Source organism: Gordonia gummivorans (assembly GCF_022513585.1).
Lineage (GTDB): Bacteria > Actinomycetota > Actinomycetes > Mycobacteriales > Mycobacteriaceae > Gordonia.
Genome location: NZ_JAKWBF010000003.1, coordinates 124,328 through 140,789, shown reverse-complemented (window position 1 = coordinate 140,789; position 16,462 = coordinate 124,328). Strand labels below are relative to the sequence as shown.

Here is a 16,462-nt window from a genome sequence, read left to right as displayed (position 1 = left end):
AAGTCCCTGTGCTGGATCGAGCGCAACAATGAAATGATGGGCCTATGGGGGCCGCTTAGCCACACGAAGGGATGGACGTGAACGCGCCGCGTTACGGGCTTGACCCCGCTGTCATCGAGCATTGGCACCGAGTGAACGGACCCGACGGTGGCTTGGGCCCGAATCGTTCTCGTCTTGCGCGTTCCGGTGGTCGCGGAGGCACCGCCCCTTATGCGGAGTTCGTGATACTCGAAGCCGAGAATCCAGATGATTTCGAACAGCTCCTGTATTGGCGGCCACTTTCGAAGATCGTCGCTTACAGCTTGTTGCAGACAGCAGTACGGACGCGCCGCACGAGTGATCAAATCCGCGACCATCCCTCCGATTTCCTCATCGTCGCCGTGCAGACGCTCGGCGGAACGACGGGACGAGCCAATGGGCATGAGTTCCGATCGGGTCCGGGCCGGCTCACGATCACCGACAGCCGACTGCCCTACGACCTGACGACCCACGGAGTGTCCGACTCCGCAGGTATCTGGGTGCCCACCGAGGTGCTGGGTGGAGACATCGCTGCCGGCGCGACGGTTCCCCCGACGGTGCCCGACACCCCGCTGACACGGTCGTGCGCCAGTCTCGTGTCGTGCCTGGCCCGTGACGTCGCGGTCGGAGGCGCCGACGTCGATCTCGACACCGAACTCGCCGCGATCGAGGTGGTTCGTGCAGTACTGGACCAGAGTGAGGAGCCCGATCGCCGCCCGGGAGATGATCCGGACGTCTTGCGCGCAGTCATCGTCGACCTCGTCGACCGCAACTTCCGCGACCCGGCTTTCGGTGCGACAACACTCGCCCGGCACCTTCACGTCAGCAAGCGGCAGCTCTACCGGAACCTCGAGGAATTGGACATGTCCTTGTCGGAGATGCTCAACGAGCGGCGACTGGAACTGGCGCGGACACTGCTGGCCGGACCGGAGCGGGTGCGCCTCGAAGGTATTGCGCGATCGGCCGGGTTCCCGTCCGTGGCCACCCTGCGCAACCGATTCCGGGCGCGGTACGGAGTCACGCCCGACGACTATCGGCGCGTCGCCGAAGAGGACGACGTGCCGGAGGACCGACATGTGGGGAGTGAGGCATGACCGAGGTCTATGGTGGTCCGCGCGCGCAAACGGTCGCATCCCACGTTGTTCCGCCGTACCTCTCGAACCGGCCGCAGGTTTCCCCGTCCGTGCTCGACCGCGATCGCGTGGATCGATGGATCGCCCGATTCGCCGGCGATTCGGATGCCGTGCAACGGTATCGCGGGCGGCGCGGTATGAACGAGCTACACGGACCGCTTCGCATCAGTTCAACCGATCCGGATGGCTTTGAAGCACTGATGTACGCGGAGCGGATCGGCGCGATCGAAGTGATCAACGGACTGTCGACAGCATGTTCGGTGCGTCGCATCGCGCCGGCCCCGGCGGACGAGGCGGCACTGGTTCTGCTCATCAATTCGGCGTCGGGCAGTGTCACCTCCCCGTCGGGACGTGACCGGATGGATTTCCGGGCAGGCCAATTGGTGGTTCTGAGCAGTCTCATGCTCGGCACCGTCACCCTCGATGACGTGTGTGAGACGATCCAGCTCCGCATACCGATGGTGGAGCTCGGAGAGGAGGTGGCTGCCAATCTCTCACGCTTCCAGCATGTCTCGCCCGACACGGCATTGGTGCGTGCGGTCACAACCTTCTTGCGCCGGCTCGCGCAGGCGGATTCGACCGGCAACGCCGGCGCCGCGGCCACGTCGGCCGCCCAGGGTGCCGCCGTCAATCTGGTGAAGGCCGTTCTCGCACAAGAGCTCTACCAAACCCACCGCTTGGACGACACGAACCGTACCGTTCGTGCCCGCGCCCAGGCGCTGATCGAGCAGCGTTTCCGCGACCCCGAGTTCGCGGCGCCACAGCTATCCCGTGAGCTGCACGTCAGTCGTCGTCAGATGTACCGACATTTCTCGGCTGCCGGCGAATCGCTCGCGGATCTGATCGCGAATCGTCGGCTCCAAGAGGTCCGTTCGGTGCTCCTCGCGCAGCCGCGGAAGCGGCTCGACGAGGTAGCGCGGGCCGCCGGCTTCGCCTCGACGTCGGCGATGCGCAATCGGTTCCGGCTCGCCTTCGGGATGACACCGGCCGAGTTCCGGTCGCGACGGCCGGATCGCGAGTCACCTACGGGTCGCGCGGTTTTCGGAGATGTATTCGACACGGATTCGTCTGCTTCCGAACCCGACGATCAGACGGTGCAAAGCGGCGAATAGTCGCTGCGCCCACCGGTCGTCGGGGAGATGAGGAACGTGCACGAGTTGAAGCCGGCATTCTCCACCCGCCCCCGGAGCATCCGCAGGGTCGACGTGGAGACCACCTTGTCACGCGAGAGGACAAATCCGGACAGGCGCGTCGGATCGCCGACCAAGGCAAAGCGATAGGGGTCGGTCGCCTTTGCGCCGTCGGAAATCCAGGCGACGATGTAGTTGGGCGCGTTGCCGGGATCGACGCTGACCGGGACCTGGGGGAACTTGACCGACAGCTGCGCTTTGGTCACCGGATCGACCACTGTTGCCCGTCCTTGGACGCCATTGGTCTGACCGGTGAAGGTCGTACAGGTGTTCTTCACGCCGATGGTCGTCGCGTTGATGGGGGTGTAGGTCGCCTTGGTGTCTCGCGCGCAAACGAGGTTGAAGAAAGCCGGGATCGCGGCCAGCTGCCACCAGGACCCGAGGTAGCGCGTCGTGTCGAGTTTGGCGATCGGCTTCAGCGGGGCCGCCGAGGCGGTGGCCGACGTCAGCAACAGCCCGGCCGAAACAAGGACACAGGTGACGAGCGCGGTGACTGCTCGACTCGTGTTGCGCATTGCTCGCATCGGTGAAGTTCCCTTCTCGTGGTTGATGTGCGAGCGATTCGGTGCGGGCCGGGGTGTGGATGGGTGGTGCTCAGATGCAAACGGCGGGCGAGGCATGTGCCTCGCCCGCCGTCGGCGGTGTTCAGCTGCGTTCAGCCGTTGTAGACGTCGTTCGGCTTCCAGGTGGAGACCGCCCAGATGACGATGATGTCGAGGACGATGATCAGGATCGCCCAGGCCGGGTAGTAGGGCAGCCACAGGAACTGGGCGATGATCGACAGCGACGCGATGATGATCGCCGAGACTCGGGCCCAGTCCGCGCCCACCGCGAGACCACCCGCGATGAGGACGGCGAGGATGCCGAGGATCAGGTGGATCCAGCCCCACGAGGTGAGGTCGAACTGGAAGACGTAGTTGGGTGTCCGGACGAAGATGTCGTCGTTGGCGAGGGCCGAGATGCCCTGGAATACGGCAACAAGCCCGGCGACGAACAGCAGAGCGGCGGCCACGATGGAGATGCCGAATGCAAAGCCTTGCTTGGCACCGCCTTGCGCCTGCTGATCCACGTTGCTCATGGTGATGGGTCCTTTCCCGAAGGGTGCGAACACGGAAGGTTCGGTCGAGATGATCCTGCATGTTCGACGGGTCTGTATCGCCCAAAATGGATGATTCCAACCCGGCTGAACTCAATGCCCGGGCGTCGACCTGCGAAATTGACGCTCTGAACTGCGGATTTAGTTGTCGCGACGGGTCGGGGTAAGCTATCGCAGGCTACACACGGGGTGTGGCGCAGCTTGGTAGCGCGCTTCGTTCGGGACGAAGAGGTCGTGGGTTCGAATCCCGCCACCCCGACGCAAGGTTGAGATTGCAGAAGAGGCCCTGGCCTGGAGAAATCCGGTCAGGGCTTCCTCGTTTCCGCACCACACACTGTGTCGAGTCGGACAAGCCGGGTGCTGCAGCACACAGGTTGTCACAGAGGACACAGAGTGTCGGCGGCGACGCGCCGTCACGATCCCGTGAGCGCAGCCCGGTTGCGCACCCGGCGCTGGATGTCGGCGATCTCGCGGACGCCCTCGGCGAGCATGCTGCGTTCCAGCGGCGTGAGTTCACTCATCACGACCAGGTCGCCTGGGGTGTGGCCCGCCCGGATCTGTTCGATCTGGCGTCGCATGCGGATGCGCTGAGTCAGGGAAAACACCTCGTGCAGGACCGACGCGTCGGCGCCGGCGAGTGACCCGGCATCGACGGCGCTGTGGAGCCGTGCGGGTGTGGGAGCGCACGTGACGCCGGCGGTGAGACCGGCCCAGCGTGCCGGGTTCACGACGGGGGAGACCACGTGGGTCTTGAGGTCCACGGTGTCGCTGCGACGCAACAGCGAGGGCCGGCCGGCGCGGACTCTCGGCTTGAGGGACAACGCGTCGAGAAGCTGTAGGCGCAGGGCTTCCGGGTGGTCGGTCGGCATCGACGCGTAGGCCGACGGTGCGGTGTGCAGGGCGGCCGGGCCGACGATGACCCGCCCGTCGATCAGCAGTGACGACATGATGAGTCCGCGATCGGACAACGGCTCGTCGAGCCACCCTCGTGCGGCCTCGGTCCAGGCGGTGGCAGATCTCGAGAACCGCGGAAGGTAGGCCACGGCGCCGTTGGAGTCCTCGGGCAGATCGCCGACGGCCAGGATCTCGTGTGTGCGACGCGCCATGTCGCGGAATTGGTGTGCACGACCGTCGTTCTCGTCCGACCAGCTCAGCGCGGAGTCGATGTCCGAGGACGGCATCGCCTCGCGACGGGCGATGCTCCCGAGCGTGATCCAGGCGAAGCCGTTCACTTCGGGACGATCGGCGAGCGACAACTCAACGGCGCGTCGTGCTGCGGTGTCGATGACCAAAGACAAGACACCGCTGGTGGATTCGGCATCCAGTCCGGAGCCGAACAGTTCGTCGGCAAGTCGGCGGATGGACTGGGTTTGCCGGGCGAGACCCTTCGCGTCGCGGGCCTCGGCGATCGTTCGCTGCAAGGACCCGCCACGGCTGGCGGCGACCAGCAGGTCGGTCTCGTCGAGCACCCCCACCGCCTTGCCACGCGGGTCGCAGACCGGCATGTGCCGAACCTGCGCTTCGAGCATCTCCAGCCAGGTGGTGATGGCGTAGCGGTCGGCGTCGACGGTGCGCGCCGGATGAGTCATGATCTGCGACACCGGAACCGACGAGGGCAATCCGGCCCCGCCAACTCGGTGGGTGACATCGCTCTCGGTGACGATGCCGAGACTGCCGTCCGGGTGTGGGATCAGCACAGCGGATTCGCCCGCCGAACCCATGGCGCGCACGGCGTCGGCAACCGGCGTGTCCGCGTCCACCACGATCGGTGGGCGCTTGACCAATTCCGCGACGCGGGTCGACGACGTCCAGCTGTTCGACGCGGGCTGGCGTGCCTCGATCGAGCGCCAGGCGTTGCTGGCGACGAAGGTCAGGCCGCAGCGACGGCCGAAGAGTTCGCGCATCGTGTCGGCCGGCAGTGCGATCACGACGGAGGGTTCGATCGCCCAGGCCGAGAATCGCGCGGCCGCACCGATGATCAACGGCAGGTATCCGAAGAGCTCACCGGGACCGATCATCTCGAACGCATCCGTGATGTCGTCGCCGGGTGCGGTCAGGGCAACCCGGCCGCTGTACAGCATGGACACGGCATCCGGTGCGCCGTCACCGTACTCGGCGACAACCCCGCCTGCCGGTATTCGCCGTACCTCAGATTGGTCTGCGACGCTTGCCAGTTCGTCGTCGCCGAGTTCTTGGAACGGCATCCGGGCGCCGAGGAACTCGGCAAGAGCGACGCCGGGTTCACTCACCGCTGCGGTGCGCCGATCCGATCAGGTCGGCACACTTCTCGGCCATGGTCATGACGGTGATGTTGGGGTTCACCACCGGGAGTTTGGGCATCGCCGACGCATCGACAACCCGTAAACCGCGGACTCCCTTGACTTTCAGGGTAGGGTCGAGGACCGCGAGGGGGTCGTCGGCCGAACCCATTCTGGCGGTACCGGCCGGGTGGTAGACGGTGTTGTGGGTCTTGTGGATGTAGTCGATCAGGTCCGCGTCGGTGACCGCGTCGGGTCCGGGTGCGAGTTCGCGGCCGATCCACTCCCGCAGGGGGCTCTGCTCGGCGATGGTCCGGGCCATCCGGACGCCGGCCAGCATCACCTTCTCGTCGTGGCCGTCGGGGTCGGTGAAGTAGCGCGGATCGACCTTCGGGCGATCCCGGAAGTCGCGGGAGCGCAGCCGCACGGTGCCGCGTGAGCGGCCCTGAGTTACGTTGGGGGTCAGGCAGAAACCGTTGTCGGTGGTCGGGTATCCCCACCGCAGCGTGTTCATGTCGAACGGGACGCTGCCGTAGTGCATCATCAGGTCCGAGTGGTCGAGACCCTCCTCGGTGGTCGCGAACAGGCCGATCTCCCACCACTGGGTCGAATCGGTGACCATGGGTTGGGCGGCTTCCCAGAACACCAGACCCTCGACGTGGTCGTCGAGGTTCTCGCCGACTCCGGGCGCGTCGACGCGGACATCGATACCCATGTCGCGCAGATGATCTGCCGGTCCGATCCCGCTGAGCATCAGCAGCTTCGGTGTGTCGATGGCCCCGGCGGTGACGATGATCTCGCGGCGTGCGGTCACCTCGTCGTAACCGGTGAGGTCTGGCCGCTGGAATCGAACACCGGTGGCACGCAACGCGTCGTCGATCAGGATGGTGCTGATCCAACTGTCCGTGAGGACGGTCAGGTTGGGCCGCTTCCCGAGGATCGGGTGCAGGTAGGCGTGCGACGAGGACATCCGTTCGCCCGCCTCATTCGCATTGATCTGCAACCAGCCCGCGCCGTTGAGATGCCAGTCGTCGCGATTGAACTGCACGGTCGGCAGGTCGACCAGTGCTGCGGCGTCGAGGACGGCCTGACCGCACGGGTCATTCGGTGGCACGTCGCGCAGCCGCACCGGACCGTCGTGGCCGTGCGGAAAGCCTTGGTAGTCACCGTCTGCGACGTTGTTCTCCACTCGGGACACAAACGGGAGCACCCCGTCGGGACCCCAACCGGTGGCACCTGCCGCCTCCCAGTCACGCAGGCCTTGAGCCAACGGCCAGAAGGCGATACACGAGTTGTGCGATGAGCAGCCGCCGAGCACCTTTGCCCGTGCGTGCCGCATGAAGCTGTTGCCCTTCTCCTGTGGCTCGACGGGATAGTCCCAGTCATATCCGGAGTCGAGCAGGTGCATCCACTCCTTGAGCACCAGGATGTTCGGGTCGTCGACGTCGCTGGGGCCGGCTTCGATCAGACACACCGTCGTGTCCGGATCTTCCGAAAGTCGGGCGGCGAGAAGGCAACCCGCCGTTCCGCCGCCGGCGATCACGTAGTCGTAGGTGGTCATGGACAATTCACCCTTTCTCGACGCTGGTGCAGATCATCGACGGATTCACAGTCCGCCGCCGATCCGATCGGCCACCGACGCGCTGGAATGTGAGGCGAGAACGCCGATGTGGCGACGGCCCTTGACGAGGTACCAGATGAACCCGGCACCGAAGATGATGCCGATGTAGACGAAGGCGCCCCACGTGTTGTACCAGGGGGTGCCGTACACCGCCTCGCGCGGCCAGGCGAGGTTGAGGGACATCCCGACGCCCCACACCACGGCGGCGATGTTGATCACGATGCCCCAGCGGCCCATCGTGAAATACCCGCCCGGGGCCAGATCCTTCGGTGGCCACTCACCACGGAAACGCTTCACCAGCATCGGACCCGTCACCAGCAGGTAGGCCAGATAGATCATGATGATGGCGATCGAGGTGAGCACCGTGAAGATGTTGGGCTGGTTGATGTTGATGACCAGGATGAGCACGGCGACGATCCCGATGACGAGCGACGGGATGACCGGGGTCTGACGAATGGGATGCACCCTGGCGAGTTTCTCGCCGAAGGGCAGGGCGTTGTCGCGGGCCATGGCGAACATCAGCCGGATGGCGGCGGTGTGCACGGCGAGCGAACACACGGTCACCGCGACGACGATCGCCACCAGGAAGATGTCGCCCATCGGGCCCCACATCACGGACTCCACGATGTACTGCAAGCTACCGGAGGATTCGCCGAGTTGCGGATCGTCGAGGTTGGGGGCGGCCATGATCGCGAACACCAGGATCGCACCGCCGATCACGAAGGACGCAAGAATGGCCCGCAGGATGGCCTTGGGTGCGGTGCGTCGCGGTTCCACGGTCTCCTCGCCCAGCGAACTGGCCGTGTCGAATCCGTACATGACATAGCCCGACGCAAGGGAGGCAACGAGGAAGGCGCCCAGGTAGCCGCCGCTCTCGCCCGCGCCGTAACCGTTGGTGGAGAGGAAGACCTGCGGACCGCGGGTGATGTTGCAGGCCAAGATGATGGCGATGAGGACGGCGGCGATGAGTTCGACGAACACTCCCACCGAGTTGATCAGGGCCATCAGTTTGACACTCCACGCATTGATGGTGGTGGTGAAGGCGATCATGATGGCGCCGAGGATCACCGCGTTGACCGCGGCGTCGGTGGTGTTGTCCGCACTCCCGTAGAACTGGAAGCCGCTCCAGAGTCGGGGCAGGTTGAGTTGCAGGGCAAGGACGACGGCGGAGAGCGTGACGACCGACGCGGTGAACATCAGCCAACCGGCCGACCAGCCCACGATCTGGCTGCCGAGGCGTTTGGCCCAGTTGTACACCGACCCGGCCACCGGGTACTTGGCGGCGAGTTCCATGAAACACAGTGCGACACAGAGCTGTCCGACGAACACCATCGGCCACGACCACAGATACGCGGGCCCGGCAGTCCCGAAACCGAACCAGAAGAGCTGGAACGTCCCGGTCAGAATAGAGATGTAGCTGACTCCGGCGGCGAAGCTGGCGAACTTCCCGATGCTCCGGTCGAGGGACTCCTTGTAGCCGAAGTCGGAGAGGCCGTGGGATTCGTCCGCGTCGCCGGCGGACAGTGGTGCGGGATCTGTGCTTATCAGTCGTCCTTCTCGTGGGTGAACCACTGCGACGCCGACGGCGCGGTGTTGTGCCAGATATGTTTGGTTTCTTGATATTCGGCCAGCCCGGTGGGTCCGAGCTCCCGTCCGTTGCCGGACTTGCCGAATCCTCCCCATTCGGCGGCAGGGGTGTAATAGCCGAAGTCGTTGAGCCACACGGTGCCGTGTCGAAGGCCGCGGACCATGTGTTCGCCGACCGCGTCGTCGGATGTCCGAACTCCCGCGGCGAGACCGTAGTCGGTGTCGTTGCCGAGCGCGAGGGCCTCCGCTGCGGTGTCGAAGCGCTCGACGGTGAGGATGGGACCGAAGGTCTCGTCGCGCACGATCGCCATCGACCGGTCGCAGCGGTCGAAGATGGTGGGCGCGAACCAGTATCCGCCGGGGTCGAGGTCATCGCGCTCGGGAGGTCCACCGCCACAACGTAAGACAGCGCCCTCCTCGGTTGCGGTTGCGACGTAGCTGTTCATCTTGTCCAGTTGCGCCTGCGACACGAGCGGACCGGTCTTCGATGCGGGGTCCAGGCCGTCGCCCATGCGGATCTGCCCGGCCCGCTCCACCAGGGCGTCGACGAAGCGGTCGGCGATCGCACTGTCCACGATCAGCCGTGTGCCCGACGAGCAGACCTGGCCGGAGTGCAGGAAGACGCCGGCCAGGACCTGTTCGACGGAGGAGTCCCAGTCGGCGTCGGCGAACACGATGTGCGGATTCTTGCCGCCGAGTTCCACCGCGACCTTGGTGACATGCTTGGCCGCGGTCTCCGAGATGATCCGGCCGGTCGACAATCCGCCGGTGAACGAGATGAAGTCGACGTCGTCGGTGTCGGTCAGTGCGGTGCCGAGACGCGAGCCGGCTCCCTGGACGAGATTGAGTACGCCGGGTGGCACGCCCGCCTCCTCGCACAACCTGACGAAGGCGATGGTGCTCAGCGGCGTGACCTCGCTGGGCTTCGCGATCATGGTGCATCCGGCGACCAGTGCCGGCGCGATCTTCCAGGAGATCTGAAGCAGCGGGTAGTTCCAGGGGGCGATCAGGACGCAGACGCCGATCGGCTCGTGGACCACCCGGCTGATGACGCCCGCGACCCCGACGTCGACGAGCCGATCGGATTCCGTTTCGGCCAGACTCGCGTAGTAGCGGAACACGGAGATCACGTCGTCGATGTCGATCTCGCTCTCCGCCAGGGTCTTTCCTGTGTCGAGGGTTTCGATGCGTGCGAGCTCGGCCTTGTCCCGGACGAGCAGGTCGGCGATCCGGCGGAGGAGATCGGCGCGTTCGGCGATCGGGGTGGCCGGCCATTCGCCGGCGTCGAAGGCCGCGCGGGCGGCGGCGATTGCGTCCGTGGCGTCGGCGGGTGTGGCTTCGTCGACGACGGCGAACACCGATCCGGTCGCGGGGTTGATGATGTCCCGGGTGCCGCCATCTCCGGCTGCGCGCCAGCGGCCGTCGATATAGAGATGGTGGTCGCCGACGTAGAGATGGTGGTCTCCGACCAACGGCGAATCGAGTGGGTCGACAGAACTGCTGGATGTCACGGGAATTTGGCCTCTCCGCGGCGGTGATCAGGACCGTTGGCGTTCGGATGTGGGTGTGGATATGCCGGGCAGAGCCGCGACGTCGCGATACCCGGAAACGTAGCGGTGCGTCGGGTCCCATCATCTTGCGTATTGCCCGCGCGCGGGTGTGTGACGATGGCCACATGGCAACTCTACTCACATCAGACGAGCTCGAGATCCAGATTCTGTTCACCGAATCGCTGCCGGAGGTGGTGGCGTTCGTTCGGGAGGTGATCTCTGACCGCAGTCCGCTCACGCTGCTGACCGGCGGAGACAGCAAGGCCTACGTGGTCAACCTGGCAAATCTCAGGCAGTTCGCGCTCGACGATCACGACGCCGACACCGACGAGCTCGACCAGAGTCGGGTCACGGTGCTCCTGACGATGGCCGAGGTGAAGGCGGCCGGCTGTGGCGGCGAGTAGCGGGCGTTCGCCGGTCGTCGTCCGCACCGACGGCGAGGTGACCATCGTCGGGATCAATCGCCCAGAGGTCCGCAACGCCGTCGATCGTCGGACCGCGCACGATCTCGCCGACGCGTTCCGTGCGTTCGACGCTGACCCCGGCCAATCTGTCGCGGTGCTCTACGGCGAGGGCGGGACGTTCTGCGCGGGAGCCGATCTGAAAGCGATCGCGGCGGGTGATCCGAACCGCGTCGACCCGGAAGGCGACGCGCCGATGGGGGTCTCGCGAATGCGATTGTCCAAGCCGGTGATTGCCGCGATCTCCGGCCATGCCGTGGCCGGTGGACTGGAACTCGCCTGCTGGGCCGACTTGCGCGTCGCCGACGACGACGCCGTACTGGGCGTCTTCTGTCGACGCTGGGGCGTGCCACTGATCGACGGTGGGACGGTGCGGTTGCCGCGACTCATCGGTCACAGCCGCGCCATGGATCTGGTCCTCACCGGGCGTGCGGTGTCGGCCGGCGAGGCGTTGAGCTTTGGTCTGGTGAATCGTGTTGTTCCACACGGAGAATCGCTGGATCGGGCGGTGCAATTGGCGCATGAGCTGGCCACCCTGCCGCAGACCTGCCTCCGGCACGACCGGATGTCGATGCTGGAGCAGGGTGGCTTCGACACGGCCGACGCCATGCGCAACGAATTCGCCCACGGCCTGGAATCCCTTGCCGCCGGGGCGGTATCGGGTGCGACACGCTTTGCGGACGGGGCCGGCCGCCACGGTGAATGATCCGCGGATTTTTTCGATAGATGAGTGTAGAGAGCTTCACACACCGAGCTGATCGGCGAGATCGAGCAGGCTCGAGGCGTGAAAGTCGTTGTGCGGTGAGCCGGAATCGTCCTTGGGTGCGCCACCCCATTCGTCGGGTCGTTCGATGAATGCGGAGCGGAGGCCGTGGGAGCGGGCGGCGTCGAGGTCGTGCTGATGGGTGGCCACCATCATCACTTCGGCCGGCGAGCACTCCATGAGTTCGACCAGCCCGCAATAGACTTCGCGGGCCGGTTTGTAGTGATGCCAGAGGTCGGAGCCGCCGATGAAGTCCCATCCGAAGCCGTTGTGTTTGGCCATGGCCGTCAACAGCGCGACACTGCCGTTGCTGAGTGCGCACACGGTGTATCCACTCTTGAGCCGCTGGAGTCCGGGGGCGGAGTCGGGCCAGCCGGGAATGGTGCGCCAGGCGCCGAGGAGGTACTCGGCCCCTGTGTCGTCGAGGCTGATGCCGAAGGCGCGCGTGACGTCGGCGAGGGTCTCCCGCTGCAGGTCGTCGAGGCCGCGCCACGGTAGCTCGCCGGATTCGACGCGAGCCAGGATCGGGGCGTAGCGCCGACGCCATTCGCGGGCGAACTCGGCGGCGTCGACGTCAGGCACGGCGTTGCGGACCGCGTCGGAGATACCGCTGAACCAGTCGGTGACGGTGCCGAAGGTGTCGAAGGCCAGGACGCGGACGTCGGCGGCGCTCACTTGGGAGACATGCCGGGATCAGGTGGTCTCGGTGGCCAGCTGCGGAAGGGAATGGTCGGCGTCGTACTCGGCGTCGCCGTGGGACACCGGGGTCAGCGTGAGCAGGCTCGCCTCGGGGCGGCAGCAGAATCGTGCCGGTGCATACGGTGAGGTGCCCAGGCCCGCGCTGACGTGCAGCTTCGTGGTCGCACCCCAATTCGACGGCCCCTTCACCCGCGATCGGTCGAGGTTGCAGTTGGTGACCAGCGCACCGAAGAACGGCAGGCACAACTGTCCACCATGGGTGTGGCCCGCCATGATCAGGTCGTATCCGTCGGCGGCAAACCGGTCGAGCACGCGGGGTTCGGGCGAGTGGGTGAGGCCGAGCCGCAGGTGGGCGAGAGGGTTGGGCCGACCTTCGATGGTCTCGTAGCGGTCGCGTTCGATGTGCGGGTCGTCGACACCGGCCGCCACGACGCGCACGCCACCGACTTCGAGTTCGCGCACGGTGTGGGTGGCATCGAGCCATCCGCGCTCGGTGAACGCGGCGCGTAGGTCTTGCCAGGGCAACGGATCGCCGTGGGTGCGCTGGTGATCCTTCTTGAAGTACTTGAGCGGGTTCTTCGCGCGCGGACCGAAGTAGTCGTTGGAGCCGAAGACGAACAGGCCCGGGCGCGACAGCAGACCGCCGAGCGACTGGATCACCGCGGGCACGGCCTGCGGGTGGGCGAGGTTGTCGCCGGTGTTGACCACCAAGTCGGGTTCGAGAGACTCCAGCTCCGACACCCACGCCTGCTTGAGGCGCTGGTTGGGCATCATGTGCAGGTCGCTGATGTGCAGCACCCGCAGCGGCGTGGCGCCCGGTTCCAGGACGGAGAGCGTGGTGTGACGCAGCGTGAATGCGTTGCGCTCGATCACCGTCGAGTAGAACAGGCCCGCCGCCGCGAGACCCGCACCCGCGGCAAGGACGCGGCCGGAGGCTTTCGGTGTGAGCGCGGACCGGAGCGCGTCCACGCGGCTGTCGAGTTGGACCATCTGCTCAGGATACGCAGCCGGGAGTTGATGGGGCACCCGGATACGCGGTCAGCCGGGGAGCTGGATCACCACCGGTCCGACGCCGGGTACCTGAACGGTGGTCTCGGTGGGGCCGTTGTTGTCGCGGGCTCCGCGTCGGCCGTTGCTCACGTAGATCGTGATCACGCTCCCGGGCATCGCCGAGTCCGAGGGGGCAGTGAACACCACCGTGCCCTGCGGGCGGGAGCTGTCGACGTCGAGCTGGTTGACCTTGAACCCGGCAGCCTGCAGACGCGAGGTCGCCGCGCTCGCGGTGAGCCCGCTGACCTGCGGGATGCGACCACGACTCGTGCCGTTCAGATACGCGGGATCATTCGGTGGCAGCCGGACGGGACCGAACTTGGTCGCGACCGGGAGCATCGCCTGATACCAGGTGCGCGCGGGTTCGTAGCCGCCGTACACGTTGCCGTCGTAGCAGGAACGCAGCGGGCTGGTGCACACACCCTGCGGGTTGGGGCCGTCGCTGTAGACGTAGGCGGCACCGGCGATCTGGTTGGTGAACCCGACGAACGCCGAACTGCGGTGCGCTTCGGTGGTGCCGGTCTTACCGGAACTCGGCAGTGTCCAGCCGATGGTGCCGGCGGCCGCGGCCGACGTGCCGCCGCGGTCGTCCTGGCTCATCGCGTTGGCGAGGGTGTTGGCCAGACCCGGCTCCACCACCTGCTCGCAAGCAGGCGTGGTGAACGGGACCGCGGTGAGCGCCGGCTGGCCGTTGGGGCCCATCACCGGGTTGCCGTACTGGTCGCGTTTGATCTTGCTGATCGACTTGATCGGATTAGGCGGGCACCAGGTGCCGCCCGACGCCAGCGTCGCGGCGACGTTGGACAGTTCGAGCGCGTTCAGCGGCAGCGGTCCGAGCGTGAAGGAACCGAAGTTCCCATCCTTGACGTACTGCGCCATGCTCTTCTCGCCGAAGCCCGACGACCCCGGAATGGTGTACGAACGCAGACCCAGGCGCACCGCCATGTCGACGGCGGGCTTGACCCCGACCTCCTGCAGCAGCTTCACGAACGCGGTGTTCGGCGACTGTGCGAGAGCCTGCGTGACCGACATCGACGCCGGGTACTTGCCGTCGTTCTTCACGCAGTAGGCGTTGACCGGGCAGCCATAGCTGCCGCCGCTGTTGCCCATGCCGTAGACGGCGATCGACCCCGGAACCTGGATGTTGGAGCCGGCACCGAGCCCCTTCTCCATCGCCGCGGCGACGGTGAAGATCTTGAAGACCGAGCCGGCGCCGTCGCCGACCATCGAGAAGGGTTGTGGCTGGACTGTCTGACCGGCCCGGAGATTGAGTCCGTAGTCGCGGCTCGACGCCATCGACAGCACGTCGTGGGAACGCTTACCCGGCCGTATCGTGCTCATCACGTCGGCGACGCCGTCTGCGTCGGGGCTGGCCTGCGTCTTCACCGCGCGGGTGGTGGATCGCTGGATCTCCGGATCGAGGGTGGTCCGGATGATGTAACCCCCGCGCATCACCGAATCCCGGGACAGCCCGTTCTCGGCGAGGAACTGCATGGCGTAATCGCAGAAGAAGCCGTTGTTGCCCGCCGCGATGCACCCTTGCGACGGAGTCCGGGGGCGTCGCAGGACTCCCAGCGGGGACGCCTTGGCCGCGGCGAGTTCCGCGGAGCGTTCCGGGAAGTTCTGGATCATGGTGTCCAGCACGGTGTTTCGACGTTCCATTGCGGCGTCGGGATTGGTGTAGGGGTTCAGTGCCGAACTCGACTGCACCATGCCGGCGAGCAACGCGGCCTGCTGCAGGTTGAGGTCCTTGGCGGGGATGCCGAAGTACGTCTGCGCGGCGGCCTCGATGCCGTAGGCGTTGTTGCCGAACGGGACGACGTTGAGGTAACGCGTGACGATCTGCTTCTTGGCCTCCTGCTTGGCCGCAGCGTCGTCGAGTCCTTTGTCGCGCTTGGCCTGATCGATCAGCGACTGCTCCATCGTGAGAGCCATGCGCACCTCGCGCAGCTTGCGCGCCGGTGTGGTCTCGATGGCCGTCTGACGTTCGGCCTCGGTGCGCGCGAGCACGAGTAGCTGGAAGTTCTTGATGTACTGCTGGTCGAGGGTCGACGCGCCCTGCTGCACCTCACCCGACGACGAGTTCTTCAGCGCGGCGCGGATGGTGCCCTTCCAGTCGACGCCGTCGTGTTCGAGGAAGCGTCGGTCCTCGATGGAGATGATCGCGCGGATCATGTCGGGCGAGATGTCGTTGTAGCCGACCTGGTAGCGGTACTGGTCGTAGAGCACCGCGATCGGTTTGCCGGTGACGTCGGTCATGGTGGTCACCTCGGGCAGCGTCCCGTTGAGCAACTCCGACGAGACGTTCTCCACGGCGGCCGCGGCGCGGTTGGACATGACGCCGACACTGCTCGCCACGGGGTACAGAAGACCGGCGACGAGCACGCCGGAGAGAAGGCACGCCCATACGAGCGACCACAGCTTCTTCGAGATCACACACGACAGAGTACGTGTGATTTCTGAGACATTGCCGCAGCACGCCCATCGATCGCCTTAGAGAGGTGAGCTCACGGCGCGACCTGCGAAAACAATCGTGGCTTGCACGTATGTGCCATTTTCTTTCGCCCAGGGGTTGCGCACCCATGCACAGATCCCTAGATTGAGTGCAGAATGTGACTCACCTAACAATCGCATCGAATAGTGGTCTGAGCAGCGCGATTGACGGTCTGCATTCTCTGAGTGTTCTGGACAACGACAGACAGGGGTCGGCGGATGGCGACAGCGGCAGTTTCCACCGGAGAAGAACGCTTGACCTGGGTGGCGCAAGCCCGCTGCAGAGGGGGAGACCCCGATGAACTTTTCGTTCGGGGAGCCGCGCAACGCAAGGCCGCAACGATCTGCCGTCACTGTCCGGTCCAGCTCGAATGCGGCGCCGACGCCCTCGACAATCGCGTCGAATTCGGCGTCTGGGGTGGCATGACCGAACGTCAGCGCCGTGCGCTGCTGCGCCAGCATCCCGAGGTGACCTCGTGGTCGGCGTTCTTCGCCGCACAGAAACGACGCCAGACCGCCGACGCGGTCTGAACTGCTGTCGGG

14 protein-coding genes and 1 tRNA gene are annotated in these 16,462 nt (G+C 65.8%); 6 read left to right on the top strand and 9 right to left on the bottom strand.

Going from position 1 to position 16,462, the window contains the following annotated elements; translation table 11 throughout:
- Positions 1–77 precede the first annotated feature (77 nt).
- Positions 78–1,112: an AraC family transcriptional regulator gene (locus tag MKW15_RS03680; protein ID WP_240856215.1), complete on the top strand. Its 1,035-nt coding sequence runs from the start codon at positions 78–80 to the stop codon at positions 1,110–1,112.
- Positions 1,109–2,263 carry a helix-turn-helix domain-containing protein gene (locus tag MKW15_RS03675; RefSeq protein ID WP_240856214.1) on the top strand — a complete coding sequence of 385 codons (1,155 nt, stop codon included), beginning with the start codon at positions 1,109–1,111 and terminating at the stop codon, positions 2,261–2,263. The genes MKW15_RS03680 and MKW15_RS03675 overlap by 4 nt, the downstream gene beginning before the upstream one ends.
- Here the strand turns inward: MKW15_RS03675 and MKW15_RS03670 are convergent.
- Together MKW15_RS03670 and MKW15_RS03665 are read right to left on the bottom strand one after the other, a co-directional pair.
- Positions 2,239–2,865 carry a lipocalin family protein gene (locus MKW15_RS03670; protein ID WP_374246084.1) on the bottom strand — a complete coding sequence of 209 codons (627 nt, stop codon included), beginning with the start codon at positions 2,863–2,865 and terminating at the stop codon, positions 2,239–2,241. The two genes, MKW15_RS03675 and MKW15_RS03670, sit on opposite strands and share 25 nt — an antisense overlap.
- Before the next feature lie 131 nt (positions 2,866–2,996).
- Positions 2,997–3,419: a DUF7144 family membrane protein gene (locus MKW15_RS03665; RefSeq protein WP_240856212.1), complete on the bottom strand. Its 423-nt coding sequence runs from the start codon at positions 3,417–3,419 to the stop codon at positions 2,997–2,999.
- A gap of 203 nt (positions 3,420–3,622) precedes the next feature.
- On the opposite strand from MKW15_RS03665, the gene MKW15_RS03660 reads away from it, so the two are divergent.
- A tRNA-Pro gene (locus MKW15_RS03660) sits at positions 3,623–3,696 on the top strand.
- 154 nt (positions 3,697–3,850) lie between these two features.
- On the opposite strand, the gene MKW15_RS03655 is transcribed toward MKW15_RS03660, so the two are convergent.
- Genes MKW15_RS03655 through MKW15_RS03640 form a run of 4 tightly spaced genes read right to left on the bottom strand, consistent with a single transcriptional unit; the run spans position 3,851 to position 10,375 of the window.
- Complete coding sequence (locus tag MKW15_RS03655; RefSeq protein ID WP_240856211.1) at positions 3,851–5,686, bottom strand: putative nucleotidyltransferase substrate binding domain-containing protein; 1,836 nt, start codon at positions 5,684–5,686, stop codon at positions 3,851–3,853.
- Positions 5,679–7,256 (bottom strand): GMC family oxidoreductase, encoded by a 1,578-nt coding sequence (locus MKW15_RS03650; protein WP_240856210.1) that lies wholly within the window; start codon positions 7,254–7,256, stop codon positions 5,679–5,681. The genes MKW15_RS03655 and MKW15_RS03650 overlap by 8 nt, the downstream gene beginning before the upstream one ends.
- Before the next feature lie 45 nt (positions 7,257–7,301).
- Positions 7,302–8,840 carry an APC family permease gene (locus MKW15_RS03645; protein ID WP_276614586.1) on the bottom strand — a complete coding sequence of 513 codons (1,539 nt, stop codon included), beginning with the start codon at positions 8,838–8,840 and terminating at the stop codon, positions 7,302–7,304.
- A 20-nt stretch (positions 8,841–8,860) separates the two neighbouring features.
- Positions 8,861–10,375 carry an aldehyde dehydrogenase family protein gene (locus MKW15_RS03640; protein ID WP_240856318.1) on the bottom strand — a complete coding sequence of 505 codons (1,515 nt, stop codon included), beginning with the start codon at positions 10,373–10,375 and terminating at the stop codon, positions 8,861–8,863.
- Between the two features lie 203 nt (positions 10,376–10,578).
- Between MKW15_RS03640 and MKW15_RS03635 the strand changes: the two genes are divergently transcribed.
- Together MKW15_RS03635 and MKW15_RS03630 are read left to right on the top strand one after the other, a co-directional pair.
- Positions 10,579–10,857, top strand: a complete 279-nt coding sequence (locus tag MKW15_RS03635) for a hypothetical protein (protein ID WP_240856209.1) — start codon at positions 10,579–10,581, stop codon at positions 10,855–10,857.
- The gene (locus tag MKW15_RS03630) at positions 10,844–11,620 is read left to right on the top strand and encodes a crotonase/enoyl-CoA hydratase family protein (protein ID WP_240856208.1); all 777 of its coding nucleotides are present in this window, start codon (positions 10,844–10,846) and stop codon (positions 11,618–11,620) included. The genes MKW15_RS03635 and MKW15_RS03630 overlap by 14 nt, the downstream gene beginning before the upstream one ends.
- A gap of 36 nt (positions 11,621–11,656) precedes the next feature.
- Here the strand turns inward: MKW15_RS03630 and MKW15_RS03625 are convergent, their stop codons facing one another.
- The 3 genes from MKW15_RS03625 to MKW15_RS03615 are packed head-to-tail and all read right to left on the bottom strand — an operon-like array spanning position 11,657 to position 15,859.
- Positions 11,657–12,352 (bottom strand): haloacid dehalogenase type II, encoded by a 696-nt coding sequence (locus MKW15_RS03625; protein ID WP_240856207.1) that lies wholly within the window; start codon positions 12,350–12,352, stop codon positions 11,657–11,659.
- An 18-nt stretch (positions 12,353–12,370) separates the two neighbouring features.
- Positions 12,371–13,366 carry a metallophosphoesterase gene (locus MKW15_RS03620; protein ID WP_240856206.1) on the bottom strand — a complete coding sequence of 332 codons (996 nt, stop codon included), beginning with the start codon at positions 13,364–13,366 and terminating at the stop codon, positions 12,371–12,373.
- Between the two features lie 48 nt (positions 13,367–13,414).
- A complete protein-coding gene (locus MKW15_RS03615) occupies positions 13,415–15,859 on the bottom strand; it encodes a penicillin-binding protein (RefSeq protein WP_240856317.1) in 2,445 nt (814 codons plus the stop codon).
- 279 nt (positions 15,860–16,138) lie between these two features.
- Here MKW15_RS03615 and MKW15_RS03610 point away from each other — a divergent pair, with 279 nt between their 5' ends.
- Positions 16,139–16,450: a WhiB family transcriptional regulator gene (locus tag MKW15_RS03610; protein ID WP_240856205.1), complete on the top strand. Its 312-nt coding sequence runs from the start codon at positions 16,139–16,141 to the stop codon at positions 16,448–16,450.
- Positions 16,451–16,462 lie beyond the last annotated feature (12 nt).

Bases quoted from the DNA above. Each gene is read 5' to 3' on its own strand.
- MKW15_RS03675 (WP_240856214.1), top strand. From the start codon at position 1,109: ATGACCGAGGTCTATGGTGGTCCGCGCGCGCAAACGGTCGCATCCCAC.
- MKW15_RS03670 (WP_374246084.1), bottom strand. From the start codon at position 2,865: ATGCGAGCAATGCGCAACACGAGTCGAGCAGTCACCGCGCTCGTCACC.
- MKW15_RS03665 (WP_240856212.1), bottom strand. From the start codon at position 3,419: ATGAGCAACGTGGATCAGCAGGCGCAAGGCGGTGCCAAGCAAGGCTTT.
- MKW15_RS03650 (WP_240856210.1), bottom strand. From the start codon at position 7,256: ATGACCACCTACGACTACGTGATCGCCGGCGGCGGAACGGCGGGTTGC.
- MKW15_RS03635 (WP_240856209.1), top strand. From the start codon at position 10,579: ATGGCAACTCTACTCACATCAGACGAGCTCGAGATCCAGATTCTGTTC.
- MKW15_RS03620 (WP_240856206.1), bottom strand. From the start codon at position 13,366: ATGGTCCAACTCGACAGCCGCGTGGACGCGCTCCGGTCCGCGCTCACA.
- MKW15_RS03610 (WP_240856205.1), top strand. From the start codon at position 16,139: ATGGCGACAGCGGCAGTTTCCACCGGAGAAGAACGCTTGACCTGGGTG.